The sequence below is a fragment of the Chitinophaga sp. YR573 genome (genome assembly GCF_900110995.1).
Taxonomy (GTDB): Bacteria; Bacteroidota; Bacteroidia; order Chitinophagales; family Chitinophagaceae; genus Chitinophaga.
Map to the genome: position 1 here is coordinate 612,620 of NZ_FOJF01000001.1, position 25,388 is coordinate 638,007.

Sequence of the window (25,388 nt, forward strand, 5' to 3'; positions counted from 1 at the left end):
TAATTTTCTGTATTTTTTCATTTTCAGTAAATCCCAATTGACTGATTTATAGTAAGTATATAGTTGAACCATTAGGACAATGAAAAATATAACTGCCTCACATGAGCACAATAATATTAAACCATATACCACCAATTAAAGCCAATTTATGAGTAAAATTCTGCTAGTAGAAGATGATGAAGTGATGCCAAAAATTGTGGAAAGAATCTTGCATAAAGAAGACTATCAGATTGAACATGTGACCAATGGGAAGGAAGCCTTCCAACGCCTGGAAGACACCAACTACAATTACGACCTGATTATTACTGATATTATGATGCCATATGCCAATGGCTTTGAAATACTGAGCAAAGTAAAAAACAGGAAAGAGGGTAAACCAATTCCGGTAATTATTGTTTCTAATGCAGGGAACGAGGCTATGATCCTTGAAGGATTTAAACTGGGAGCCGATGACTTCCTGAAAAAACCTGTTATTCCGGGAGAACTGCTCATCAGAGTAAAGAGATTACTGATGCAATATAACAAGTAATGGAATACACGGTTTCCTGCTTATTGACGACTAATTGACCAATCCTATTATGGAATTTAGCTTTTATGAATTCAGGTATGCTCCACTAAGCATACAGATAGCTTTCATATTTATTGTTGTTGCTATAACCTGCACCATCCTTGCCTACCTGTCTATACTCCGGGGAAGATACAAGGCTTACCGGCGCGAAAAGAAACTGGCCAGTCTGCACCCGGTAATCGATAATCTGCTGATGGAACACATTCTGCTGAATGACGAATTGTTCAGTGATACACCTGCCGAACAGGTACAGCTGCCAATAGAAGTGTTCCGTCTTCCTGTTTTTGAACACCGCTGGGCCCGTGAAGCACTGATCGACCGCCTGATCCATTACCGCAATAACGTACGTGGTTCCATGGGTGAGCAACTGCGTAATTTATATATTCAGCTGAACCTGGATAAAGATTCCCTGAAGAAAATGAAGTCCCATAAATGGGATAAAAAAGTACAGGCACTGGCTGAACTCACCAATATGAATATGTCTATAGCAGACGTAACCATTCTGCCACTGACCAACAGCAATAACCGTGAATTACGGGCTGCTGCCAGGCATGCGTATATCAAACTGAGTAAAAATGAACCCTTCAAATTCTTTGATGTCGTAACAGAACCACTGTTGCTGTGGGATCAGGTTGAACTGTTTAAAATCATTTCTACTACTGAGCATATCGCTATTCCCAACTTTGCACAGTGGATTACCTACTCTTCCAATAAAACGATCGTATCCTTTTGCCTGAAGCTGGTAGTACATTATAATCAGCTGAGCGCAGTACATGCAGTTGTAAAACTGCTGGACACAAAAGATCATTACCTGCGTGCTGATGCCATCAACTGCCTTGGCAAACTGAAAATAGAAGAGGTACAGGAGAAGCTGATCCATATGTATAACAGTCAGCCATTAAACTGCCGCCTGGAAATACTCAAGGCATTAGGCCGGATCAGCAGTGGTAAACATGTGGATTTCCTGAGACAGGAATTCCTGCACTCCACCGATTTTGAAGTACGCAAACATGCAGCTAAATCTCTGATCAGAAATGCCTGGGCTGCCAAGGGGCTGATACAGGAGTTGATAGATACAGCTACCCTGGAAAATAAACTGATCCTGAAACACTGCATGAATCCATTAATAAAATTTTAGTCGGGAGATGGAAAGTACTAGTATCTGGGATACCCTTGCAAGGATTTATGAAAACACGGTTTTCGTGTATGGATCAGTGTTGCTTGTTACTTATGCTTTGCTGGCAGTGTTCTCCATGATCTCTGTAAGAGCTTATGCCAAAAAAGATAACTTTAAGCAGGATGTAACACTGCTCGGCTCTCCCCTTGCACCAGGCATTACAGTACTGGCTCCTGCGTTCAATGAAGGAATGACCATCATCTCCAATGTACGTTCATTGCTAACGCTGAATTACCCAAAATTTGAAATCATCATTGTAAATGATGGCAGCACGGATAACAGCCTGGAACAGATGATCAATGAATTTGAGCTGATAAAGGTAGACTTTGCCTATAATGCCAAGATACAGACACAACCTGTAAGAGGGATCTATAAATCTACCAACCAGGCCTATGCTAAATTGATGATCATTGATAAAGTGAATGGGAAGAGTAAGGCTGATGCATCTAATGCAGCTATCAATGCTGCCGCATACAATTACTTTGTATGTACGGACGTGGATTGTATTCTTGATAAAAACACACTGCTGGAACTGATAAAACCAGTTATGCAGGAAGAGAATAAAAGAGTAATTGCTACAGGCGCTACACTACGTATTGCCAATTCCTGTGAATTTGATGAAGGTGTAATGACGCGTATGCGCCCACCAAAAGAATTGCTGGCCCGGTTCCAGGAAGTAGAATACATCAGGGCATTTGTGTTGGGAAAGATGGGCTGGAGCCTGCTGAACTGTGTCCCTAATGTATCCGGCGGATTAGGCCTATTTGATAAAGAAGTGGCCATCCGCAGCGGTGGATATGATCATAGCTCCTTTGGTGAAGATATGGAACTGATGACGAGAATGTGCCGTTATTCCTATGATAACAAGATCAATTACGCCATCCGTTATATTCCTAAAACATTATGCTGGACAGAAGCACCTGTAACTGTTAAAGTATTTAACCGTCAGCGTACCCGCTGGTCCAGAGGTCTGGCTCAGCTGATGACCGCTCACTTCAACATGTTCATGAACCCGCGCTACGGAAGAATGGGGCTGATCATCTTTCCTTATAATTTCTTCTTTGAATTACTGGCGCCGGTTATAGAGTTCACTGGTATCATCTACTATATTGTAATGACCTGCCTGGGACTTATTAACTGGCCTACTGCTATCATACTGTTACTCTTTGTATATACCTATTCCGTGATGATCACCACACTAGCCATATTGTGGGATCAGCTGACGTTCAGGTATTACAAAACAGGACGGGAAGTGGCTTATCTCTGCATGACTCCTTTCATGGAGTTTTTCTTATATCATCCTTTGATAGTCATATTTGCACTGAGAGGATATTTTTACTTCCTCACAGGTAAGAAAAGTACCTGGGGGAATATGCAGCGACGCGGATTCAAGACTGCTGCAGCAAAATAGAATAACAATATAAAGAACTGAGATATTGGAACTGTTTAAGAATTTTTATGAAGGCTTCGTATTCGTGTATGGCTGTACCATGCTGTTCATGTATGCGTTGCTGGCAGTACTGTCTCTGCGTGGGATTATTAAATTCCAGCGGAAGAACAGTTATGTGGACTATAACAAACTGTTACAGTCTCCGCTGGCACCAGGTATATCCATCATTGCCCCGGCATTCAATGAGGCTGTAACCATCATCTCCAATGTACGCTCACTGCTAACGTTAAACTACCCACGTTTTGAAGTGATCATTGTGAATGATGGGAGTACAGATGAAACGTTACAGAAGTTGATAGATGAGTTTGAACTGGTACAGGTGGATTTTGCCTATAACGAACGTATTAAATCTCAGCCGGTAAAAAGATTGTTCAAATCTACCAACAGTGCATACGACAAACTGGTAGTGATAGATAAAATAAATGGGAAGAGTAAGGCGGATGCATCTAACGCAGGGATTAATGCCGCAGCCCATGATTACTTCCTGTGTACGGACGTGGACTGTATCATTGAGAAAGATACATTGTTACGCATGATCAAGCCCTTCATGGATGAAGAGCATAAAAAGATCAAAGAAATAGGCGAACCCTGCCCGGAATGCGGTTACGTGCATATGGTAGAAGACAGTATACGTGTTATTGCCACAGGAGCTACCCTGCGTATTGCCAACTCCTGCGAAATTGATGAAGGCGTGATTACGCGTGTACGCCCTCCTGAAAAGTGGCTGCCACGTTTCCAGGAGATGGAATACCTGCGTGCATATGTATTGGGAAAAGTAGGCTGGAGCGTGATCAACTGCGTACCGAATGTGTCCGGTGGGTTAGGGTTGTTTGATAAGGAGATTGCGATTAAAGCCGGTGGGTACGATAGTAAATCCTTTGCAGAAGACATGGATATGGTGACACGCATGTGCACCTATATGATCGATAACAAACTGAAGTACGCCATCCGGTATATTCCTACTACACAGTGCTGGACAGAAGGGCCACCCAATATGAAGGTCTTCAGCCGTCAGCGTACCCGCTGGGGCCGCGGACTGGCCGAGATCATTACTATACACAGAAAAGTAATCTTCAATCCTCATTACAGAAAGTTAGGGCTGATTGTATTACCTTATAACCTGTTCTTTGAGTTCCTGGCCCCTATCATTGAATTTACAGGTATTCTCTATTATATCTATCTCATTATTACAGGTAATATCAACTGGCATTATGCGCTCATCTTATTGCTGTTCGTGTATCTGTATTCTATCATGATTACCACACTGGCAGTACTGTGGGACCAGAAGACCTATCAGTATTATAAAACCTGGAAGGAGGTGATAGGATTAGCATTAATGGCCTTTATAGAACCTTTTGTATATCATCCTCTCATTGTGTTCTTTGCCCTTCGTGGTTATTATTTCTTTATGATCGGTAAAAAACATAGCTGGGGAAATATGCAGCGCCAGGGATTTGGTAAAAAGAAACCTGCAAACATTTAAGTTAGTATGATGTCCGTTTTTAAATATATGCTTTTCGGTGCAGTGCTTTGTTTGTCGTTACAGACGCAGGCACAGCTATTCAAAAAAGAGAAGGATGCAGATGAGCTGTATAATGAAGCTGTACAGGAAACCAAACAGCAGCATTATCAGAAAGCGATACAGTTATCTCAACAGGCACTGGCAAAAAGATCCAATTTTACAGACCAGGAACTGCTGCTGGGCAGATTGTACCTGTTAACAGGTAATTATGAACTGGCCAGGAAATATGTAAAGAAAGTACTGGAAAAAGATCCTTTATACAAGGATGCTTACCTGTATGCTATCAATATTGAAATCAGTGATAAGAGATATGAAGAAGCGGAGTGTTATGTAGATGAAGCCCTTTATCATTTTGCGGGCGACAGAGACCTGATGCTGAAAAAACTGGCAGTATTGGATGTGGCACAGAATTTCTACCAGGGTGGAGTATATGCAAATGCTTTACTGGAAAAAAATTCAGGTGACACGACTGTTCAGAAAGCATATACCGGTCACTTCCTGCTGGCAGGACACTACTACCAGGCAAGAGGAAACAGTCTTCTTGCACAGCAGAACTATGAGAAGGCACTGATGCTGAATCCTGAGAACAGGGAAGCCAAGGATGCAATCACAGGCATGTATATCCGTAGTGGTAGTTATACAAGGGCTATTGAGCAGGTGAATGCAGAGCTGGCAGCTAATCCAGGTTCCTATGACCTGATGATGCGTAAACTGGGATTATTGCAGGATACTCATGATTATGCGGAAGCGCTGAACATGTTGCAGGTGATATTGAAACGTTATCCGAATGACGGGAAAGCGCGTGGCATGGAAACATCGCTGCGCATGGAAGCCGCTGCCTGGTATGCGAACGTAGACCCTTACCTGTTATACCAGGGGATATTAGAGAAGAACCCGGGTAACAGGGAAGCATTGGATAAGGTGATAGGTATGAGCATGTCCCGTGGGGCTTATCGTGAGGCGCTAGCCTGGATTAACAGGGGGCTGAAAACTTCTCCGAATGATCAGCGTTTGTTAGGATTAAAGATGGACGTACTGGAAAGCGACCGTAAGTTTACAGAAGCAGCCGCGCTGGCGGAAAAGCTGCGCCTTGGTAATTCTTCTGCAGATATGCGCAGTCATTTTACAGCGTTGAAAATAGCCAGTGGGCGTGATTATTTAGCACAGCAGCAATACGATCTTGCACTGGCAGAATTTGAGAAAGCCTTACAGGCTGATCCTTCTGATACCACTGCCCTGGATATGATGGCGAATACCTATATCAGTCAGAAAGATCCTGTACGTGCGTTGCAGGTACTGGATAAAGCAATCGCTTCTAACCCTGATAATGTGCGCTTCTTAATTAAGAAATCCAGTGTGCTGGCAGATATGGGGCAGTACGATGAGGCGGCGGAGATTGTGGAACAGCTGTTGAGTAAACACCCTTCAGATCAGAAGTTCTCTGCCGACCTTGTCGATTTGCGTCTGACTGCGGGCCGTATTCTTTTGAAATCAGAGGAGTATGATTTAGCGGCAGGGCAGTTCAGGGAAGTAATAGCGCAATCTCCCAATAACCTCGATGCGCTTAACTATCTGATTAATCTTGAGATGGCTGTCGGACAGCCAGACAGTGCCCTTCTCTATGCGGACCAGGCATTACAGTACTACCCGGATAATAAAGATCTGCTGCTGAAAAAAGCCAGTGTGCTGACGGAGATGAAACGGTATGATGAAGCAAATGTGATTACTTATCAGATGATGCAGCGTTATCCTTTTACGATCAAATACAGGACCGCTTATACAGAGGGACTGCTGGCATCGGGTAATGCTGCTATGAAGAATAATTCCCTGGACAGCGCACTGACAACTTTTAAACAGATACTGGCTATCAACAGGAAAGACTCTATGGCTTTGCTGTATACCATCAATACCCTGAATACCAAAAAAGAGTATGATAGCGCTTTATTATATTCCAACCAGGGGTTACGGTATTATCCAACCGATGAAATCTTCTTGCAGAAACGCGCTACAACGCTTGAATTTCTGAAGATGTATGGCCCGGCGGCAGTTACTGCGGACTCTGTTGTACTGGTCCATAATACGCCTGCAAATGCAGATTATGCGGATTACCTGCATAGTAAGATCATGAAAGACCAGTTTGGAATGTATTACCTGCATTCCAGTTATGATTATACAGAAGGCAAGTACAATATTGCGACGCTGGAATACCGTCACTTTATAAAGCGGGGTTCTTATGCTGCGAGGTTGAATTATGCGGGTCGTGCCCAGGGAACGGGATTACAGGGGGAAGCGGAATTGTATTATATCCACAATCCTAAGTTATACTCTTATGCACTGGCTACTTATTCCAATGAAGTGGCTTTTGCTAAAATGCGTCTTGCATACTCTATCTTCAAAACTTTCAAACATAATATTGAGGGTGAGTTAGGTATACGTTATCTGAATGCAGACAGTTCCACCAGTGTTTCCGGTGTGGCATCCATTGCTAAAACATGGAAAGACTTCTGGGTGAATTTCAGGGCTTATTATATCAGTCAGTCTCCAAAGTCTTATACTTCCTTTAATCTCACTACCCGCTATTATATGAACCGTCAGCAGGATTACCTGTCCTTTACAGCAGGACTGGGTACTTCTCCGGACGACAGAAGCAGGTTGATCCAGTTCCCGCAACTGGCAGGGTTATTGACCCGCAGTGTAGGTGCAGGTTATCAGAAAACGTTTAAATACCGTACTACAGTGGGGCTTTTTGGTACCTGGATCAATCAGAAGATCTCTACTTCTACTTACCAGAATCAATATGACATCTACATTATGCTTCAGCGTAAATTTTAAATATGTTCCGGATGATGCATTGTTTATTATTGTTCATGACCCTGCTTACGAATTGTCATTCTCCTTCAGGAGATCTCAATCTTGTAGTAAACGGGACTACCAGGTATGTGATTGTTTTACCTGAAGGTGCTTCCAAAACTGAAATCAATGCGGCTAATAAATTACAGGATTACCTGAAAAGACTCTCCGGCGCGTCTTTTAAAATCATTAATGAAACCGCACTTACTTTACAACCAGCTATATTCATTGGTAATACCGGGCATGCTGAAAAGTTCAATACCGGCAAGCTCAAAAATGAGAGTTTTTTCATTGCTACTGATAATCAGCATCTGTATATAAAAGGCGGTGGTGGTAAAGGTGTTTTATACGGTGTATATACTTTACTGGAAACGTATTTCGGTTGCAGAATGTATGCGGATGCACCTGCTCTTGTGCCTCACAGTACCAATCTTCATATTCAGCAACAGCTGATGGATAAACAGGAACCTGCTTTTATCTACAGGGAAACCTACTACCCTCCTGCTTTTGATAATGAATACCTGGAATGGCATAAGCTGCATCGTTTTGAAGACCTCTGGGGATTATGGGGGCATTCTTTCTTTAAACTGATTCCACCTAAAACATATTTTTCTACGCATCCCGAATATTATGCACTGGTGAACGGGCAGCGCCAGGCTACACAACTTTGCCTGAGTAATGAGCAGGTGTTTAATATCACCGTTGATTACTTCCGGAAGGCGATAGCGGATAATCCTGATGCGTTATACTGGTCTATTGCTGCTGAAGATGGTGGTGGATTTTGTACCTGTGACCAGTGTAGTAAAATCAATAAAGAAGAAGGTGGACCATCTGGTTCACTGATTCGTTTTGTGAACCGTGTGGCAGCGAAATTTCCTTCGCAATCTTTTACTACGTTAGCGTATCTGAATACCGCGAAACCACCCTTACATACAAAGCCTTCCGACAACGTGTATATTATGCTGAGTAGCATTGATGCTTACCGGCAGGACCCTTTAAGCACTACTCCGTCTGCTGCGGCTTTCAGAAAGAACCTGGAAGCCTGGGGCGCTATCACCGGAAATCTTTTCCTTTGGGATTATACTACACAGTTTACCAATTACCTGGCACCATTTCCTGATTATAATAATTTACAACCTAATCTGCAATATCTTCTTTCTAAAAAGGTGAAGGGGGTTTTCTCCCAGGGTAGCGGGGAGACATATGGTGATATGGAATTTTTCAATACTTATGTACAGGCGAAACTATTGTGGAACCCTGCGGCTGATATTACTACTGATTTTTTGGATGGGTATTACGGAAAGGCGGGTACGTTTATGGCTCAATATATGCAGGCATTAACTACAAATCTCCATAATACTAAAGCCCCCCTGGATATTTACGGTAATCCTGTGAATAATTTTAAGGATTATTTATCTGCTGAGGCAATCGATCAATACTCTTTGTTACTTGATAAAGCGGAGAAAGCAGTAGATGGAAATAAGACTTTATTAACACGGGTGTATAATGCGAGATTACCGCTTGAGTATACGGTATTGCAGCAGTCGCGTTTCTTTGGTGCTGAAAAGTATGGATATCTGATTCCTGAAAATGGTACCTATATAGTAAATCCGAGATGGCCTGTAAGGGTACAAAAGTTTGTAGCACAATGTAAGGATGCAGGGGTGAAAGAATTGTCGGAAGGCGGGCTTTCCCCGGATGCTTATCAGCAGGAATGGAATGTTATCTTCAGCCGTAAATGGATTAACAGCCTGGCGTTTCAGGCACCGGTGAAACTGGCAAATCCTTATTCAGAAGAGTATCCTGCCAAGAAAGAAAAGACGTTGACAGATGGCTTGCAGGGGGATAAAGATTTTAGTACTAACTGGTTATTTATCTATGGAAAAGATCTTGTAGCTACTATAGATTTAGGAAAGGTGAAAACTGTGAAAGAGGTGCAGATGAATTTCTTACAGGACCCAAGGCATTATATTTTTAATCCTTCTGATATTATAATTGAGACCTCTGATGATGGGGTGAATTTTAAATCAGTTTCTTCTCAGCAGGTGTCTGCTCTGGCCGGGGAGGATTATGATGTTAAGATCAATAACTTTCATTTTCAGCTACCGGGGGTGGGTACACGTTATATTCGTGTAACTGGCAAATGTTTGACGGATATGCCTTCATGGAGGGCCGCAGGGCCTGGGAAAAAGGCTTCGGTATGTTGTGATGAAGTGTTTGTGTTATAAAATACGTCTCAAAAGTATTAGCAGACAGGCAAAAGGCTCCGTTAGGAGCCCCGTGTTTGTAGCAAACACATTAAACAACAAAACACAGACTCCGTTAGGAGTCCCCTAAAAGCGAATATTAGGGGACTCCTAACGGAGTCTATTATGTAGAAGATAGATTTTTGCTACAAACACGGGGCTCCTAACGGAGCCTATTATGTTTTGTTACAAAATGTATTATTACTTCAGTTCAAGTACTACAACTGATTCTGCTGGTAATTCTACTACCAGCTTATCTCCTTGTTTCTTTGCTCCTGAGAAAGGTACGATATGTATCTTGTCAGGTTGTTCGAATGTATTAACGTCAGTGAATTTGGCAGATGTCAGGATTTGCCCTGTTACACCTTTCCATTGCACACCATCCAGACTGGTACTCACCGTGATCTTTTCTTTAGGATTGAGATTTACGAAAGAGATGTGCACTGCACCACTGGAATCGCGGGAAGCAGAGACATTTACAGCAGGAATCTCCTCATTGCCTGATTTATATGCAGGACTGTTGAGGGTGATGGGCAGGTAAGCCGCATCCTGGTGTACTTTATAAAGGTCGAATACGTGATAGGTAGGTGTAAGCAGTATCTTCTCCTTATTAGTAAGGATAAGGGCCTGCAGCACATTGATGGTTTGTGCCAGTTCCGCCATACGTACACGATCACTGTGATTATTGAAGATATTGAGTGTAGAACCTGCTATCAGTGCATCACGAAGGCTGTTTTGCTGATAAAGGAAACCAGGGTTTGTACCAGGCTCCACGTTAGTCCATACGCCCCATTCGTCCACTACCAGGGCTACTTTCTTTTTAGGATCGTATTTATCCATGATAGCAGCATGTTTGGTTACAACGGTATCCATCAGCAGACATTTCTTCATAGTAGTGAAGTATTGTTTTTCGTCGAAGCTGGTAGCTGAGCCTTTATCCTGCCAGGTCTGCGGAACGGTGTAATAATGAAGAGAAACTCCCCACATATCATTCACAGGCACTTGTTTCATGATGGTTTCTGTCCAGTTGAAATCAAAGTCGCTGGCACCGCTGGCGATCTTCTTTAGCGGAGCGCCCGGGTAATTGCGTGCGTAGGTAGCATAGCGACGATATTGATCTGCATAAAAAGCGGCAGTCATATTGCCACCGCATCCCCAGCTTTCGTTCCCTACACCCCAGAAGCTCACTTTAAAGGGTGCCGGATGGCCGTTTTGTGCGCGGATGGTACTTTGTGGGCTCACGCCATCAAAGTTCAGGTATTCCACCCATTTAGCCATTTCTTCTACAGTGCCACTGCCCACGTTGGCAGATACGTATGGTTCGCAATGCAGGAGTTCGCAGAGGTCCAGGAATTCATGCGTACCGAAGCTGTTATCTTCCGTTACGCCACCCCAGTTGGTGTTTACCATTTTAGGACGCTGATCACGTGGACCGATCCCATCGCGCCAGTGGTATTCATCTGCAAAGCAGCCACCTGGCCAGCGTAAATTCGGGATTTTTATTTTCTTTAAAGCTTCTACTATATCCAATCTGATTCTGTCTTTTTTAGGAACGTCCAGACTGGGAGCAACCCAAAAGCCATCATAGATACATCTGCCCAGATGTTCTGAGAACTGACCATAAATATGCCGGCTGATAGTATGATCTGATTTGCTCTGGATAACGAGGCTGGCAGTATTTTGTGCATGCACATTACATACAAATAGTAACAATAATAAGAAAGGAGACTTGCTTTTCATTTTTAATATTTAACGGTGAAGACGCGGAACAGTCGCTAAGATAGAAAAAATAACTGTCAATTATACAAGTAATTAAATGGGACAATTATTAAAAAAAATGTTGCTTTTATTTTGTGGATTCAAACAATATCTTACATTTGCAATCCCAATCGGGAAAAAAGATCTTTACAAACACACATGCGGAAGTAGCTCATTTGGTAGAGCACGACCTTGCCAAGGTCGGGGTGGCCGGTTCGAGCCCGGTCTTCCGCTCTTTTTAAAAGTCCTGATATTTTGCAATATCAGGACTTTTTTGTTTTAGGGAAGTACGGAAATCAACTATCCCAATAGGCCCAAAAACAAAAACCCCCTTAGCAAAGCCAAGGGGGTCTGAAAGAAATATCGCTGAATCGCTTATTTATACTTAGGATTGTACAGTGTGTTCTCAGGTACCACTACTTCTGGTTTACCCGCATAACGGTGTTTGTACAGGTTATAGCATCCACCCAATACAAAAGAAAGCAGGCAGATCACTGTTACATAAAAAAGGAAGCGGGAAGATGATACCCAGCTACCGGTAAAGTCGTTCTTGTTCTCAACAGTATTTTGTTCCATAGCTATATTATTTCGCATTGCAAACTTACATCATGTCAGATAATAATCAAAGGAAATAAAGTTATTTTTCCAGTGTGCGGAAAGTCTTTCTGTTCAGGAAATAATATCTCCAGATCATAATCCCATGAAAAACACCACTCAGCTCCAGTAATCTCTTCTCCGGAAGCGGATGTTTAGAGCGGTCGTAGGTACGGCGCCATTTCCAGTAATGCCGGTAAGCCCTGTATACGGCCCTCATATCTGCCGGTTTACCTGCTACCAGGCTCTTTACCGCTGCCAGTACATCCAGGAAGAAACGTTGGAACAATACGATCCATCTGTCTGCCGGGTGCAGGTTCTTCCAGAGCATCATCAGGTTATTCCTGAAGTTGAGGTACAGTTTACGGGGATTCCCCTGGGGTAAACTCCCCCCTCCTACATGATACACAGTAGATTCCGGGCAGTAGCAGATTCTGTAACCGGCCCTTTTCAGTCGCCAGCAGAGGTCAACCTCTTCCATATGTGCAAAGAAATCAGCATCAAAACCATGCATTTCATGAAAACAGGATGCACGGATGAACAAAGCGGCCCCGGTAGCCCAGAAAATATCCTGTTCATCATTATACTGCCCCTCATCCCCTTCTGTGGTATACAAAATCCTGCCACGGCAGAACGTATAACCGAGGATATCCATCCATCCTCCTGCTGCTCCGGCATATTCAAACTCTCCTTTATCATGGAAAGCACGCAGTTTCGGCTGACAGGCAGCAATGTGATGATCCCGCTGCATCTGTGCTACTACAGGCTCTATCCAGCCGGGTTCCACTTCCACGTCCTGGTTCAGCAACACGTAGATATCTGCCTTTACATGCTGTAAAGCAGCATTATATCCCCCGGCGAACCCATTATTTTCATTGTTGAGGATGATCTTTATCTGAGGATAATGAGTACGCACAAATGCCACGCTGTCGTCTGTAGAAGCATTATCTGCCACATACAGCTCCAGGTTCCTATAGGTAGACCTGCAGACAGATGGCAGGAATTGCTCCAGGAAACTACGTCCATTCCAGTTAAGAATAACAACCGCTACAGATGGCAATGCAGACAAAGCGTTCTCTTTATGCGTGAAATAATAAATTTTAGCGTTGCAAATATGCAACAAATTATAATCTTAATTTAGATGCTGATATGTTTAAAAAGTTTATAGGTTGGAAATTCGTATTGTTATCTACAGCAGTGATCATTGTTGTGGGCACTATATGGTATGTCAGCAGTCTTGCCAGCAAGATTGAACTGGAAGAGACTAAAAAGGTAGCTACCTGGGTGGCTGCCAACCGCGAATTACTGCAGGCCTCTGACGAAACTAATATCAACCTGGCGGCAGAAATCATCACAAACAATACTTCCATTCCCGTTATTATCACCAATAAAGAAGGCCACATCATAGATTCCAGGAACCTGGACAGTGTAAGTCTTGCCAATGATACCGACTATATACAGGAGCAGCTGGATATCTTCCGGAAGCAACACCCTCCTTTTGTAATGGAGATCGATGGGCGGACCAGACAGTATAACTTTATTTATTATGGCGACTCTTTAATTTTGAAGCAGGTACGGTACTACCCTTATATACAGCTGGTGGTAGTCGCCTTTTTTATATTCCTGGTACTCATAGCCCTTTCCAGTACTAACCGGGCCACTCAGAACCTGGTATGGGTGGGTATGGCCAAAGAGACGGCCCATCAGTTGGGAACCCCTCTCTCCTCTATAGAGGCATGGATAGAGTTGCTGAAAGAAAGCGAAGGCAATGAAATGGTGGCTACAGAACTGCGTAAAGATGTAGATCGTCTGAAACTGATCACCGAGCGTTTTTCTAAAATAGGCAGTGTGCCACAACTGGAAGAAAAAGATGTGATCCAGCAAGTGGAAGCGATGATGATATATATTAAGAAGAGGGCGCCGCAGAAAGTACTTTTTACCATGCATACCCAGGAGAATGAGATCCCTGCTATGATTTCCCCTTCCCTGTTCGACTGGGTAATAGAAAACCTGCTAAAGAACGCGCTGGATTCTATGGAAGGGAAAGGAGCGATTGATATTTATATAGAGAGTTACCCTGCACATATTATTATAGATATCATGGACACTGGTAAGGGTATTCCCAAGGGCAATTTCGAGAGAGTGTTTAAACCGGGGTTCAGTACTAAGAAGCGTGGCTGGGGATTGGGCCTATCCTTAGCCAAGCGGATTATAGAAGATTATCATAAAGGCCGGTTAATTGTGAAATCCTCGGAATTGAATAAGGGAACAACATTCAGGATATTGTTACGCAAATGAGTTGTTCCCTTATTTCATTCATTTATCGAATTTTCAGGCGGAAGCTGCCACTGATATTTATATTGTTGCTAGTCGTCCGCCCTATCATTTTAGCGGAAAATGTACCTGCTGCATATTTATCTACTCCACCATACTCCGTAAAAGTCATCTGATTCGTAGCATGACTAAGCATATCTTCATCATAACTTTCTTTTTCTGTACGAAGTGAAATATCACTGAGCTGAAATGTACCGGTAGTAGTACCATCTGCATAGGTATTAAACCATATCTTATTTGTACTCATGTTTACATTGTTTCTATTGTTCCAGTAAGAAAATCCTGTTAACGAATCGTTGGGTATTGCGGTGTAAGCTGTTCCGTCAACCGTAATATTAAAGTATTCTACAGTGGAAATAGCACAGGCAGCATATGTTCCCACATTGTATGTTCCTGCTGTTATATTAAATGTTGAAGGAGCACTTTCTTTGGATGCATCTTCATCCTGCACTGTAAGGCTTACTTCTGTGGGGCTCATATCACATCTGTCCATACTAAAAGTAAAGCTACCATTACTGATCTTTGCACTGTAATAATTATCCTCAAGAAAGATAAATGCATTACCCTTTGTAACAGGTGCTCCATTACAATTAACGGCCATCCCGGAGATAATAACGTTTCCGCCATAAGGAATTGAAACACCAAGTATTCCAAGATCTGCGTCCTGTGTAAACGGCCCTGCTTTTTTAATATACACTATATTACCACATTTGTTAGTTATTGTAATCTCCAGCGATTTACCGGCAGGAATATATCCGGATACTTTGCCTGTACTGTCCGTACGTCCATACGCATAATAATTTTCATTTTCTACCTTCATCCGCACTAACATATCGAACATTCGCTCTCCGTTTGTTCCTGTTACCACTGCCTGAAAGCTAACTTTGGGGTATGGTACATCGCAATTCCAATAGGAAAAATGAGTAACGGTAGCTATGTAGCTGGTATCTTTTTTTGTAGCGGTTCCTTCTTCCTTCCACAGACCATTTGTTTCATTGAATGACCATAATGGTATCGTTGCAGGAGCTGTGGCTCTTAGGGTTGCGGGAACAGGCATAGTTAGCGTAGCCGGTTTTGACAGCTGTAATTTAACGCCTGCGTCATCTGTCAGTTCTACAGCCATCATTCCGAAGGATTGTAAGCTTTTCTCCTGGCCGGTGGTGGTGATACCTCTTAAGTCTCCCGGCATTACCTGCGGCAATTCCGGCAGGATAGGATTTATGAAATGAGCGCTTACATTCACGTTACCTGTGTAAGCGACATTAGTGGCTGCAGTGACAATACTCCCCCCTGTAAAGGTGATAGAACCACCATTGGGTACAGTAACCGTTCCACCATTTGCGGCGGCAAATTTGCCGGCGATATTACTGGTAATTAGTTGCAGCTGTACAAAATTGAGGATGCCTTTATTGGCGACGAATGTCCTGAACCCGTTGAAGTAACCGGTTTTGGAGACTTTTACAACACTGGCGTGAATATCAACATCTATACTGTCTAAGCGAAAAATACCTCTGGCGTTTGTTCTGGTAGTGTGTTTGCCTATTACAACAGTAGCCCCTGCAACCGGTTGTTGGTTATCATCCAGTATTTTACCCTGGATACTTGTTTTGATGTATTCCGGTCTTAATATTGTCAGGATCTCTTTTGCATCTTTCTGGCAGGCAAAAAGAAGGATTGTGGTTATTAGAGTTAAATATGTGCGTTTCATTATATAGGATATATGATGGGTTAAGGCAAATGCTACCATATAAAGAAACTGTATTTTTGATATAAAAGGTTGGGGCAGCTGTATAAAAATTTCAAATTTTCAGGCGGGATAACATTCAGAGTATTACTACGTAAATAGGATACTGATATTAATATTGACAACTAAGGAGTTATTCACAGGAATGTGAATAATTTATTATACTACGTTCAAATAATATTAGTAATATTGCCCTGCTTTTTACTTACGCGCAAACTCCAGATTAGAAAGCAAACGCCGTAACCAACCGGGCGATCTGATTGATACGTAAGATCATTCTGATTGGACATACCAACTTTGAAATTTCGTGAATGTTATGATTTGCCTGCTTTAGCAGGGTATGTTATGTGATGTGTTAGCTAATCATTTAGTTAATGTAATATCATTCTTTCCCATTTTATTAACCTTAATGTTTGAGTAGAATGCAAGCAAAAAAGAGTAAAAAGAAGCGTGATGGAAAGGTGCGGGACAAAAAGATTAAACAGCAGCACTGTGATTTAAGATGGTATTTTCTTTTGCCAAAGGAGTGGGTGAAAGAAGTGAATACAAAGACTGGCAATTAAAGAATACTTAGCAGACCAATCTGTCATGATGTAGTAGTATTGTGAATTTTAAGTCTATTCACATCCGGTTAACAATTAAATGAATCCCTTAAAATGTCATTGAAGATTAGTTAGTCTTATTCAGATCATTCAGATGTAAAATGATATCTTCTTCTAATTCATCCAATATCTCCTGTATTGGGCGATCCGTAACTTTTGCTTCCAGTTTGGCGAATCTATGTAAAAGCGCTTTTATCATTGCACGTTCTCTGTTCAAGGGATCACCTGCGGTTGCAGGTTTTATACCTGTGCTTAGCTCTTTACTGAAGTGAGCTTTGAAGTCCTCTATATGTTTTTCTTTTACGGCAACACTCCCCCCCAGTAATCCGGAGAAGTAAGTTCTTGTAAGACCAAGGCGTTTTGCGATATCCTCGTTATTAATCTTATTACCTGATGCTTTCGCGTTTGTCTTTACAGATTTAACAAGGTGATTGTACTCTTCTATGAGTTTCATTAAATAAGAGGTTAAATCTTTATAGATTTTCAAAAACTACGATAATCATACATTTAAAATAATTTTGTACGAATATCATACATATATTTGCATTAAGAAACTACCACGCAAATATAGTAAAAAACAAGGCTGTTACATTAATGGATGTTCAGAGCCTCTTTAAACAAGATCATTAAGATAAATCACTAAAAGACGAAAATTATGAATTGGGACAATGTTAGATTTAGTAGCACTGATATGATTATGATATTGACGAATGTCATAATGATTACCTCATTCCTCCTTTTTATGAAAAATGATATACGTGCATTGTTAAACGAACAGCAACGTTTAGAATCTGTGCAGAATAAACAGGATGAAGGACAGAGGTCTTTCCAGGAGAAAAGTGAAAAAAGCGGGAATGATATGAATGTGCGGGTTATACTGCTGGAACAAAAAGTAATGAACCTGGAGAGTGAAAAAGCCAGGAAACGCTAGGGGAAAATCTTTTATGTTGCATTAAGAGAGATAATGTAACATGGCTTTTAAAAGTATTTATTTTTCAGAATTAAGATAGGGGTGTATTGATTTTGATATAAATATTTTGAGTAGTTTTGCCCTGCTTGTTATAGTTATAAAATAAACAGCTGCAATCGCAAATACTGAGAGTCTCATGAAGGACCTCTAGGGTCTTTAGAATCAGGTTCGTTCGTTGGATAAAACGTAAACAGGGGAAATACACTATCTGATTGGTGTCAATTAAAAGTTGGCGCACAGTATGTCATTTCTTAAAACTGATTCCAGTATGCAAAAAAAAGCTAGCAAAAGAAAAGCTAAACAACCTTTAAAAAGAGCATGTGAATTAGGTTGGTACTTTACTTTAGATGTTGTAAAACCAGTACCTGGAAAAGTTGACAAGAAGACTGATCAAAAAACTTCTTAGTGGGTTACGAGAAAACGTCATTTATTTTATTCAGATAATATTATTAATTTCACTTTGCCTTCTCTTACAAATATTTTCGGAGGGCACCTGCCGTAACCAACCGGGCAATTCAAGTAACGTGTAAGGTTGTTTGAATGTACATATCGCGTTTCCATTATTTACTTGAGGTATTCAATTAAGGCGTAGTGAATACTCCGCTTTTACATTTCGGACAAATGATTTTTCATTTGATTCGTTATGAGCTTCATTAATCGAAACAGTTATGAAAATGCAGGTAAAAAAAGTTAAGAAAAACAAGAAAGTAAAAAGACAAAAGCAGCAAATTATCACAGACAAGGCTTCCCTGGTCTGGTATTTTACTCCTACACAAAAACAAGATTCCCCGATAAATCATTTAAATAATTACCCTGATCCATTGATAAGGTATTGAGCATTGATCTTGATGAAGATTGTAATGAAGATGTGGGTTAAGAGAATGGAGAAGGTGGCAAATTAATGGCTACTGATATTCTAACTGACTACTAAATTATTCTAATCATTTCTGATTATTCAACTCATTCATTATTGATCTGGCATCCTGCTCAAATTCCTGCAACACTGTTTCTATAGCTACACCTGTAGCTGCTGATTTTAATTTTGCCACTTCGTGTAATAACACTTTAATCAGTGCACGTTCTCTATTCAAGGAATCACCCGCTGGCGCAGGCTTTTCATCTGCACTTAACTCTTTACTAAAATGAGCTTTGAACACTTCAATGTGTTCTTCTTTCACAGCAAGACTACCCTTCAAGAGTTCAGTAAAATAAGACTTTGTAAAGCCAAGGCGTTTTGCAATCTCCTCACTCTTTATCTTATTACCTGATTCTTTCGCAGTTGCTTTTACAGATTTAACAAGGCGATTGTACTCTTCTTTGAGTTTCATTTAAGTTAGAGGTTAAATCTTATCAGATTTCTAATTGGTACGATTAAGTATGTGTCTGGCTGTGCTTAGTACGATTATCGTACATTATTTGCACATACAATGTAGTAAAGGCCACTATGACGCAAATATAATAAAATCAAAGCCGTTACACCAAGAGATGTTCGATTCTAATTTTATTATTATGATAATTCAAGTAGCTAATTTGATACTTACAAATAGATAGCCTGATTAGTTTAAACTCAGTGATAAATACAACGACTATATCAGTCGTTTTTTCTGAAAAGTGTGAAGTTGTATTGAATTAAAGGCTGTTTTCGAATATTATTCTACAAAATAATTGCAATAATGAGTAAACATACTTACAGCTATCCATATGGGTTAGATAAATATCAAAATGATAGCCATACGACGGTTGTAGACACAAAAAAACCTGCTCGATGAGCAGGTTTAATGTTTGCGTGCGGAAGAGGAGATTCGAACTCCCAAGCCCTTTCAGGCACTACCACCTCAAAGTAGCGCGTCTACCAATTTCGCCACCTCCGCAGCTTTGAAGCGGATGCAAAAATAGCTTGTTTTTGATAACGAACAAATTTAATTCACAGTTTCCTGTTAAAGGGGTGGTTTTAAATGGATTATCTTAAGCCATTAGTCAAAAATTCATATTTGAAAGAATATTTATTAATTCTATAAGTCTGTCTAATCAGCACATACAGCCTAACACAATTTATATTTTTCTATAATTTATAAATTGCATTATCTTTATTTTATGAACACTGATGCTGCAAAACAATATTCTAACCTGGTATTTGATCTTGGCGCCGTGCTGATAGATTGGAATCCCCGTTATCTATATAGCAAAATCTTCGCTACTGCGGCAGAAACAGACTTTTTCCTGGAGAATATCTGTACATCAGACTGGAATGAAGAACAGGATGCCGGCAGAAGTTTGCAGGATGCTACAGAATTGCTGATCAGTGAACATCCGGAATACGAAGCGCATATCCGTGCTTTTTACGGACGCTGGAAGGAAATGCTGGGTGGCCCCATAGAAGACACCGTAAATATCCTCAAAACCTTAAAAGAAAGCAATCGTTATAAATTGTATGCGCTCACGAACTGGTCTAATGAAACCTTTCCGCTGGCGTTACTGTTGTATCCTTTTTTGCAGTGGTTTGACGGTATTGTTGTATCCGGCAGGGAGAAAATGCGTAAGCCACAGGCAGAATTCTATGAACTGCTGTTAACCCGGTATAATATTGATGCACAAAACACCCTCTTTATAGATGATAATCAACGCAATATAGCAGGCGCCGCCGCCTGTGGAATAGAAGGCGTTCATTTCACCTCTCCTCTTCAATTAAAAGAAGTATTAGCCCAAAAATCCATTTTAAGCTGACTTTAACATTTCCACTGTAAACTTTAAGTAACATCGCTGTATCTAATGCGTTTAATGATCATGTCTTGTGGTTGTTAATCAGCAGTAACCCACGTATCCCCCTACCTTCCTGAAGCAGCTTAATATAAACCCGAGTATATGAAAAGAGTCATGTATTTAATGAGCGCAATGCTGGGACTGGCAGTGTCCATCAGCAGTTGCAGTAAGGACCCGCTGAAAAATATGACAGACGAGGAATCCAGAATTTATATCACGAATCGTGCAGACAGTGTCGATTTCACATCTTACAAAACTTTTAGTATTGCCGATTCTGTGGCGGTCATTAGCAACTCAGGTAAAAATGAGCGTGCACTGACAGATTATGATAAAAAACTGATAGCAGATGTGTCGGCAGCTATGGTGACAAGAGGGTATACACTGGTGGGTAAATCCGCCAAACCGGACCTGGCTGTGAACCTGACGCGTATCGATAATACCTATAGCGCAATTTATTATGATCCCGGCTACTGGAGCGGGATTGGCGGGTATTATGACCCGTTTTACTGGGGATACCCGGGATATGGGTACTACTGGCCCTCTTATTACCAGGTATATCAAAGAGAAAAAGCTGTTTCTATAGATCTCATAGATCTGAAGAATCCAAAGAACAACGAGCTGGTAGCGATATGGAATGCGATGCTACGGGGTTCCGGCGTATGGGATATAGCTAATGTAGACTCCATGGTGACAGCAGTTTTTGCACAGTCCACCTATCTTACAACTTCAAACTAATTACAGATGAAAAGCTTAAAGAACTGGATTTTGTTGATGATAGCCTGTGTGGGTATGCAAACTGCATTTGCCCAGGTGCGCTCTCCATTATCTTTAAACGTTGATTATTCTATTGCACAGCCTTTAGGATCTCTGAAAGATTACACCGATAAAACCAGCTTCCGCGGATGGACTGCCGGGTTACAATACCATCTGAATGACCGGCTGTCAGTAGGTCTCCGGTCGGGCTACCAGGAGTTTTTCCAGAAGCTGCCACGTGCTGTGTATCATATTGATGGTGGTGAAATATCTGCGGTACAGACGCGTACACTGCAGGTGGTACCAATACTGGCTACTGTCCAGTACCAGCTGGCGAAACCAGATGCTGCTGTAATCCCATATGTAGGACTCGCAGCTGGCGCAGCCAGTATGGAATACAATAAATTTTACGGAGAGTTTTCTGATAAGTACAACAACTGGCAATTTATGGCCTCTCCTGAAATTGGGATTAATATACCATTCGGCAAGGGTTCTCCGTTATTATTTAATGCGAGCGTACAGTACACGTATTCTCCTTATAAGATGCAAGAGATTACCAGTTATAATGTGGTACAGGCCAATGTGGGTCTGAGACTGCATATCAACTAAGAATTATACATATTCTATAAAACCAAAGTTGGGGCCTGCGTAAGCAGACCCCTTTTTTGTGGGTATTAACAAGCTTCCGAGAAGCTCTTGATAAATTATCTTAAGTATATAAATTCTATAGTAAAAGCATCTATAAAGTATATATAAAGCATCTCTCTGGAAGTATGGCTTATATATGCTTCATATATGCTTTGTATATGGATTATATATGGATTATATCTCTGATCACAAGCCTGTTAAGGGCTTTCAGCGACCTTTTATTGACATCGCAGCTATTCAGTTTCGAAGTAAATTCAATATCAGGGGTGTTTATATGGGTTTTGCCAATAATCTTTCAAAACCAGGGGAGAATTTTTCTTTGATTTTACCGTCTGAGTCTTTGTAAATAAAGTAGACTTCCAGTCCGTATTTCCGGATAAATTTCAGGGCTTTTTCTACGCCCATTAATATGAGGGCATTATCGAAACCATCTGCGGTCATTGCATTTTCTGCAATGACAGTTACACTGATGATGTTGCTGTGTAGTGCCTGTCCGCTGACAGGATCTATTGTATGGGCGAAGTGGACTCCTCCCTGTTCAAAAAAGCGGCGGTAGTTGCCGCTGGTGGTGATAGCTTTATCTTTCAGTTCGAAGACAGCTGGTTGTTCGGCGTCTGTTCTCTCTATTCCTACTGTCCAGGTTTTGTTGTGCTGGTTTACTCCTTTACTGCACAGTTCTCCACCTACATCTACCAGGTAATTTTTTATGTTACGTAGTTCTAAAAAATGAGCGAGTACATCTGAAGTATATCCCTGGGCAATCCCATCACAATCTATCTCTACACCGGATTGTTTTTTTATCAACCAGTTATTTTTAATCTGCAGATTTTTATACCCTACATGTTTTAAAATCTGTTTTAAAGTATCTGCAGATGGTACTGTTTGTACTGCCGGGCGATGTACGCCAAATCCCCATACATCTACCAATGGTTTTACGGTGATATCAAAAGCACCTGCTGTTGCTTTACTGATCCATAGAGATTTTTCTACTACAGCATGCATGTGTTCATCCATCTCTACCCTATCCCCTGCATTAAACTGGTTAATGAGAGAACCAGGCTGGTACAGAGATAAGGAATGGTCTATACTGACGAAAATGGAATCTATCGGATGTTGTAAAGAGGTGGTATCTGTGGAGAGATACTTTACGATGTAATAAGTACCCTGTGCTTTTCCTTCGAAAACCATCAGGTGTTGAGCAGTTGTGTTAATGGAAATAAACAGCAGGAAAATAAAAACCCTAATCATATCTTCTTGATAGATCTTTTCTAAAATCTTTAAATAGAGGTGATTTTTTTGTAATGGTACTTCGCACCATTACAAAATTTAATGAAAAGCGTCTAAACCGGTTATATCCTGCCCTGTAATAAGCAGATGAATTTCATGCGTGCCTTCATAGGTAATCACACTTTCCAGATTCATCATGTGGCGCATAATAGGGTATTCCCCGGTGATACCCATACCCCCCAGCATAGATCGTGCATCTCGGGCTATTTTAGTGGCAATTTCACAGGAATTACGCTTTGCCATGGATATCTGTGCAGGCGTAGCCTTTCCTTCATTTTTAAGTACTCCCAACCGCCAGTTCAGCAACTGTGCCTTTGTGATCTCTGTGATCATCTCTGCCAGCTTTTTCTGTGTTAACTGGAAACTACCGATAGGTTTACCGAACTGAATACGTTCTTTTGAATAACGCAAAGCTGCATCATAACAATCCATTGCCGCACCTACTACTCCCCAGGCAATACCATAGCGGGCAGATGAAAGACAACTTAACGGGCCTTTCAATCCTTTTACATTAGGGAGAATATTTGATTTGGGAACTTTTACGTTGTCGAATACCAGTTCGCCGGTAGCACTGGCCCGCAGGCTCCATTTACCTTTGGTTTCCGGAGTAGTAAATCCCTGCATACCTCTTTCCACAATGATACCACGGATAGTACCGGTTTCATCTTTGGCCCATACAACAGCCACCTGTGCAAAAGGTGCATTGGAGATCCACATTTTAGCGCCGTTGAGGATAACATGATCATCTCCGGCATCGCGGAAGTTGGTAATCATGCTGGAAGGATCAGAGCCGTAGTCTGGTTCTGTAAGGCCAAAACATCCCATCCATTCTCCACTTGCCAGTTTGGGCAGGAATTTACGTTTCTGCTCTTCGCTGCCGAAGGTAAAAATGGGATACATCACCAGCGATCCCTGTACAGAAGCAGTAGAACGGATACCGCTGTCACCTCTTTCCAGTTCCTGCATCATGAGTCCGTATGCGATATGGTCCATTCCACCCCCACCGTATTCCTGGGGGATAGTAGGCCCGAAACATCCCATCTCTCCCAAACCTTTAATGATCTGTTTGGGAAAAGTTGCCTGTTGACAAGCATCTTCAATAATGGGAGACACCTCTTTCTTCACCCATTGGCGCACGGTATCGCGCACTAAAAGGTGTTCCGGAGTGAGCAGATCATCTACCTGAAAATAATCGGGGGATTGAAACAAGTCTTTCAGCATGTGGAGAACGTTATGCTGTAATATACTAAATGTCGGCAAATGCAGCTTCCAGGTATTCCGCCATCTCCCTTTGTAATTCCTGGGCAGCTATACGGGCATCCTGAGCAAAGTCTTCTCCGTTACCGGCATAGATGATGGAACGACTGGCATTTACCAGCAGACCACAGTCTTTGTTCATAGCATTGGCAGAGATTTCCTGTAAGCTACCACCCTGAGCGCCAACACCTGGCACCAGGAAGAAGTGATCAGGCACCAGCTGACGGATATGTGCCAGCTGAGCAGGGTCATTGGTAGCACCGATGACAAACATCAGGTTATCCGGAGTTCCCCAGCTCATACCGGTTTTGAGTACCTTTTCATAAAGGTATTCGCCACCCATCTGCTGCATCTGGAAGTCACTGTTGCCTTCATTGGAAGTAAGGCCCAGCATAATAGTCCATTTTTCATGGAAGGAAAGGAAAGGCAGTACACTGTCGCGGCCCATATAGGGAGCAACAGTCACAGCATCGAACTTATATGTTTCGAAGAAGGTTTTAGCGTACTGGGTAGAGGTATTACCAATATCCCCGCGTTTAGCGTCTGCGATGGTGAATAAACCGGAAGGGATGTATTCAACGGTACGTTGCAGACTTTCCCATCCACGGATGCCCATACACTCATAAAAAGCGGTATTGATCTTATAAGACACACAAAGGTCTTTTGTAGCATCAATAATGGCTTTATTAAAAGCAAATATCGGATCTGGATAAGAAAGCAGGTGGCGGGGAATCTTATTTAAGTCTGTATCAAGCCCAACACAGAGATAAGATTGCTTTTCCTTTATCAGATTCACCAATTCCTGTCGGTTCATAAAGTATCAATTTGGGGCGCGAAGTTAAGCAATATTACTTGTCTTTGTCAGCCA

21 protein-coding genes and 2 tRNA genes are annotated in these 25,388 nt (G+C 41.7%); 13 read left to right on the plus strand and 10 right to left on the minus strand.

The features are described from left to right. Positions 1–148: 148 nt before the first annotated feature. From BMW86_RS02665 to BMW86_RS02690, 6 genes are read left to right on the plus strand one after another with little or no spacing between them, the layout of a single operon-like run. Positions 149–529 carry a response regulator gene (locus tag BMW86_RS02665; protein ID WP_089778706.1) on the plus strand — a complete coding sequence of 127 codons (381 nt, stop codon included), beginning with the start codon at positions 149–151 and terminating at the stop codon, positions 527–529. 49 nt (positions 530–578) lie between these two features. Beyond that, positions 579–1,706, plus strand: a complete 1,128-nt coding sequence (locus BMW86_RS02670) for a HEAT repeat domain-containing protein (protein WP_089778708.1) — start codon at positions 579–581, stop codon at positions 1,704–1,706. A 7-nt stretch (positions 1,707–1,713) separates the two neighbouring features. Then, positions 1,714–3,156: a glycosyltransferase family 2 protein gene (locus tag BMW86_RS02675; RefSeq protein WP_089778710.1), complete on the plus strand. Its 1,443-nt coding sequence runs from the start codon at positions 1,714–1,716 to the stop codon at positions 3,154–3,156. 25 nt (positions 3,157–3,181) lie between these two features. Further along, entirely contained in the window at positions 3,182–4,678 is a 1,497-nt protein-coding gene (locus BMW86_RS02680; protein ID WP_089778711.1) for a glycosyltransferase family 2 protein, read from the plus strand. 6 nt (positions 4,679–4,684) lie between these two features. Further along, positions 4,685–7,549 (plus strand): tetratricopeptide repeat protein, encoded by a 2,865-nt coding sequence (locus BMW86_RS02685; protein ID WP_089778712.1) that lies wholly within the window; start codon positions 4,685–4,687, stop codon positions 7,547–7,549. 11 nt (positions 7,550–7,560) lie between these two features. After that, entirely contained in the window at positions 7,561–9,795 is a 2,235-nt protein-coding gene (locus BMW86_RS02690; protein ID WP_177189133.1) for a DUF4838 domain-containing protein, read from the plus strand. A 219-nt stretch (positions 9,796–10,014) separates the two neighbouring features. Here BMW86_RS02690 and BMW86_RS02695 read toward each other — a convergent pair whose 3' ends face one another. Then, positions 10,015–11,553: an alpha-N-arabinofuranosidase gene (locus BMW86_RS02695; protein ID WP_089778718.1), complete on the minus strand. Its 1,539-nt coding sequence runs from the start codon at positions 11,551–11,553 to the stop codon at positions 10,015–10,017. Positions 11,554–11,732: 179 nt separating this feature from the next. Here BMW86_RS02695 and BMW86_RS02700 point away from each other — a divergent pair. After that, positions 11,733–11,805: transfer RNA gene (locus BMW86_RS02700), tRNA-Gly, on the plus strand. A 141-nt stretch (positions 11,806–11,946) separates the two neighbouring features. Here BMW86_RS02700 and BMW86_RS02705 read toward each other — a convergent pair. Both BMW86_RS02705 and BMW86_RS02710 read right to left on the minus strand, forming a co-directional pair. Beyond that, the gene (locus BMW86_RS02705) at positions 11,947–12,147 is read right to left on the minus strand and encodes a hypothetical protein (protein WP_089778720.1); all 201 of its coding nucleotides are present in this window, start codon (positions 12,145–12,147) and stop codon (positions 11,947–11,949) included. 61 nt (positions 12,148–12,208) lie between these two features. After that, positions 12,209–13,288 (minus strand): glycosyltransferase family 2 protein, encoded by a 1,080-nt coding sequence (locus tag BMW86_RS02710; protein ID WP_255372832.1) that lies wholly within the window; start codon positions 13,286–13,288, stop codon positions 12,209–12,211. 26 nt (positions 13,289–13,314) lie between these two features. On the opposite strand from BMW86_RS02710, the gene BMW86_RS02715 reads away from it, so the two are divergent. Next, a complete protein-coding gene (locus tag BMW86_RS02715; protein ID WP_089778725.1) occupies positions 13,315–14,463 on the plus strand; it encodes a sensor histidine kinase in 1,149 nt (382 codons plus the stop codon). Between the two features lie 22 nt (positions 14,464–14,485). On the opposite strand, the gene BMW86_RS02720 is transcribed toward BMW86_RS02715, so the two are convergent. Further along, positions 14,486–16,207 (minus strand): carboxypeptidase-like regulatory domain-containing protein, encoded by a 1,722-nt coding sequence (locus tag BMW86_RS02720; protein ID WP_177189134.1) that lies wholly within the window; start codon positions 16,205–16,207, stop codon positions 14,486–14,488. A 705-nt stretch (positions 16,208–16,912) separates the two neighbouring features. After that, positions 16,913–17,299: a hypothetical protein gene (locus tag BMW86_RS02725; protein WP_143056463.1), complete on the minus strand. Its 387-nt coding sequence runs from the start codon at positions 17,297–17,299 to the stop codon at positions 16,913–16,915. A 288-nt stretch (positions 17,300–17,587) separates the two neighbouring features. Here BMW86_RS02725 and BMW86_RS02730 point away from each other — a divergent pair, with 288 nt between their 5' ends. Both BMW86_RS02730 and BMW86_RS32715 read left to right on the plus strand, forming a co-directional pair. Next, positions 17,588–17,776, plus strand: a complete 189-nt coding sequence (locus BMW86_RS02730; RefSeq protein WP_143056464.1) for a hypothetical protein — start codon at positions 17,588–17,590, stop codon at positions 17,774–17,776. 307 nt (positions 17,777–18,083) lie between these two features. Beyond that, positions 18,084–18,221 carry a hypothetical protein gene (locus BMW86_RS32715; RefSeq protein WP_177189135.1) on the plus strand — a complete coding sequence of 46 codons (138 nt, stop codon included), beginning with the start codon at positions 18,084–18,086 and terminating at the stop codon, positions 18,219–18,221. Positions 18,222–18,756: 535 nt separating this feature from the next. Here BMW86_RS32715 and BMW86_RS02735 read toward each other — a convergent pair. Further along, on the minus strand, positions 18,757–19,143 hold the full coding sequence (locus BMW86_RS02735) for a hypothetical protein (protein WP_089778733.1): 387 nt from the start codon (positions 19,141–19,143) through the stop codon (positions 18,757–18,759). A 459-nt stretch (positions 19,144–19,602) separates the two neighbouring features. After that, a tRNA-Leu gene (locus tag BMW86_RS02740) sits at positions 19,603–19,686 on the minus strand. A gap of 223 nt (positions 19,687–19,909) precedes the next feature. Between BMW86_RS02740 and BMW86_RS02745 the strand changes: the two genes are divergently transcribed. The 3 genes from BMW86_RS02745 to BMW86_RS02755 all read left to right on the plus strand — a co-directional run bounded on the left by BMW86_RS02745 (position 19,910) and on the right by BMW86_RS02755 (position 21,937). Further along, entirely contained in the window at positions 19,910–20,539 is a 630-nt protein-coding gene (locus BMW86_RS02745) for an HAD family hydrolase (protein ID WP_089778734.1), read from the plus strand. Between the two features lie 138 nt (positions 20,540–20,677). After that, complete coding sequence (locus BMW86_RS02750) at positions 20,678–21,310, plus strand: DUF4136 domain-containing protein (RefSeq protein WP_089778736.1); 633 nt, start codon at positions 20,678–20,680, stop codon at positions 21,308–21,310. A 6-nt stretch (positions 21,311–21,316) separates the two neighbouring features. Further along, a complete protein-coding gene (locus tag BMW86_RS02755) occupies positions 21,317–21,937 on the plus strand; it encodes an outer membrane beta-barrel protein (protein WP_089778738.1) in 621 nt (206 codons plus the stop codon). 309 nt (positions 21,938–22,246) lie between these two features. Here the strand turns inward: BMW86_RS02755 and BMW86_RS02760 are convergent, their stop codons facing one another. The 3 genes from BMW86_RS02760 to pyrF form a co-directional block, all read right to left on the minus strand. Then, entirely contained in the window at positions 22,247–23,224 is a 978-nt protein-coding gene (locus tag BMW86_RS02760; protein WP_089778740.1) for an FAD:protein FMN transferase, read from the minus strand. A gap of 78 nt (positions 23,225–23,302) precedes the next feature. Further along, positions 23,303–24,484 (minus strand): acyl-CoA dehydrogenase family protein, encoded by a 1,182-nt coding sequence (locus BMW86_RS02765; protein ID WP_089778742.1) that lies wholly within the window; start codon positions 24,482–24,484, stop codon positions 23,303–23,305. 25 nt (positions 24,485–24,509) lie between these two features. Beyond that, positions 24,510–25,334 carry an orotidine-5'-phosphate decarboxylase gene (pyrF, locus tag BMW86_RS02770; protein WP_089778744.1) on the minus strand — a complete coding sequence of 275 codons (825 nt, stop codon included), beginning with the start codon at positions 25,332–25,334 and terminating at the stop codon, positions 24,510–24,512. Positions 25,335–25,388 lie beyond the last annotated feature (54 nt).

What these genes read in the sequence shown, in the direction of transcription:
- BMW86_RS02685 (WP_089778712.1), top strand. Translation starts at nt 4,685, where the DNA reads ATGATGTCCGTTTTTAAATATATGCTTTTCGGTGCAGTGCTTTGTTTG.
- BMW86_RS02675 (WP_089778710.1), top strand. Translation starts at nt 1,714, where the DNA reads ATGGAAAGTACTAGTATCTGGGATACCCTTGCAAGGATTTATGAAAAC.
- BMW86_RS02750 (WP_089778736.1), top strand. Translation starts at nt 20,678, where the DNA reads ATGAAAAGAGTCATGTATTTAATGAGCGCAATGCTGGGACTGGCAGTG.
- BMW86_RS02670 (WP_089778708.1), top strand. Translation starts at nt 579, where the DNA reads ATGGAATTTAGCTTTTATGAATTCAGGTATGCTCCACTAAGCATACAG.
- pyrF (WP_089778744.1), bottom strand. Translation starts at nt 25,334, where the DNA reads ATGAACCGACAGGAATTGGTGAATCTGATAAAGGAAAAGCAATCTTAT.
- BMW86_RS02730 (WP_143056464.1), top strand. Translation starts at nt 17,588, where the DNA reads ATGAAAAATGATATACGTGCATTGTTAAACGAACAGCAACGTTTAGAA.
- BMW86_RS02745 (WP_089778734.1), top strand. Translation starts at nt 19,910, where the DNA reads ATGAACACTGATGCTGCAAAACAATATTCTAACCTGGTATTTGATCTT.
- BMW86_RS02720 (WP_177189134.1), bottom strand. Translation starts at nt 16,207, where the DNA reads ATGAAACGCACATATTTAACTCTAATAACCACAATCCTTCTTTTTGCC.
- BMW86_RS02725 (WP_143056463.1), bottom strand. Translation starts at nt 17,299, where the DNA reads ATGAAACTCATAGAAGAGTACAATCACCTTGTTAAATCTGTAAAGACA.
- BMW86_RS02690 (WP_177189133.1), top strand. Translation starts at nt 7,561, where the DNA reads ATGATGCATTGTTTATTATTGTTCATGACCCTGCTTACGAATTGTCAT.
- BMW86_RS02735 (WP_089778733.1), bottom strand. Translation starts at nt 19,143, where the DNA reads ATGAAACTCAAAGAAGAGTACAATCGCCTTGTTAAATCTGTAAAAGCA.
- BMW86_RS02755 (WP_089778738.1), top strand. Translation starts at nt 21,317, where the DNA reads ATGAAAAGCTTAAAGAACTGGATTTTGTTGATGATAGCCTGTGTGGGT.
- BMW86_RS02760 (WP_089778740.1), bottom strand. Translation starts at nt 23,224, where the DNA reads ATGATTAGGGTTTTTATTTTCCTGCTGTTTATTTCCATTAACACAACT.
- BMW86_RS02705 (WP_089778720.1), bottom strand. Translation starts at nt 12,147, where the DNA reads ATGGAACAAAATACTGTTGAGAACAAGAACGACTTTACCGGTAGCTGG.
- BMW86_RS02695 (WP_089778718.1), bottom strand. Translation starts at nt 11,553, where the DNA reads ATGAAAAGCAAGTCTCCTTTCTTATTATTGTTACTATTTGTATGTAAT.
- BMW86_RS32715 (WP_177189135.1), top strand. Translation starts at nt 18,084, where the DNA reads ATGCAAAAAAAAGCTAGCAAAAGAAAAGCTAAACAACCTTTAAAAAGA.
- BMW86_RS02765 (WP_089778742.1), bottom strand. Translation starts at nt 24,484, where the DNA reads ATGCTGAAAGACTTGTTTCAATCCCCCGATTATTTTCAGGTAGATGAT.
- BMW86_RS02715 (WP_089778725.1), top strand. Translation starts at nt 13,315, where the DNA reads ATGTTTAAAAAGTTTATAGGTTGGAAATTCGTATTGTTATCTACAGCA.
- BMW86_RS02665 (WP_089778706.1), top strand. Translation starts at nt 149, where the DNA reads ATGAGTAAAATTCTGCTAGTAGAAGATGATGAAGTGATGCCAAAAATT.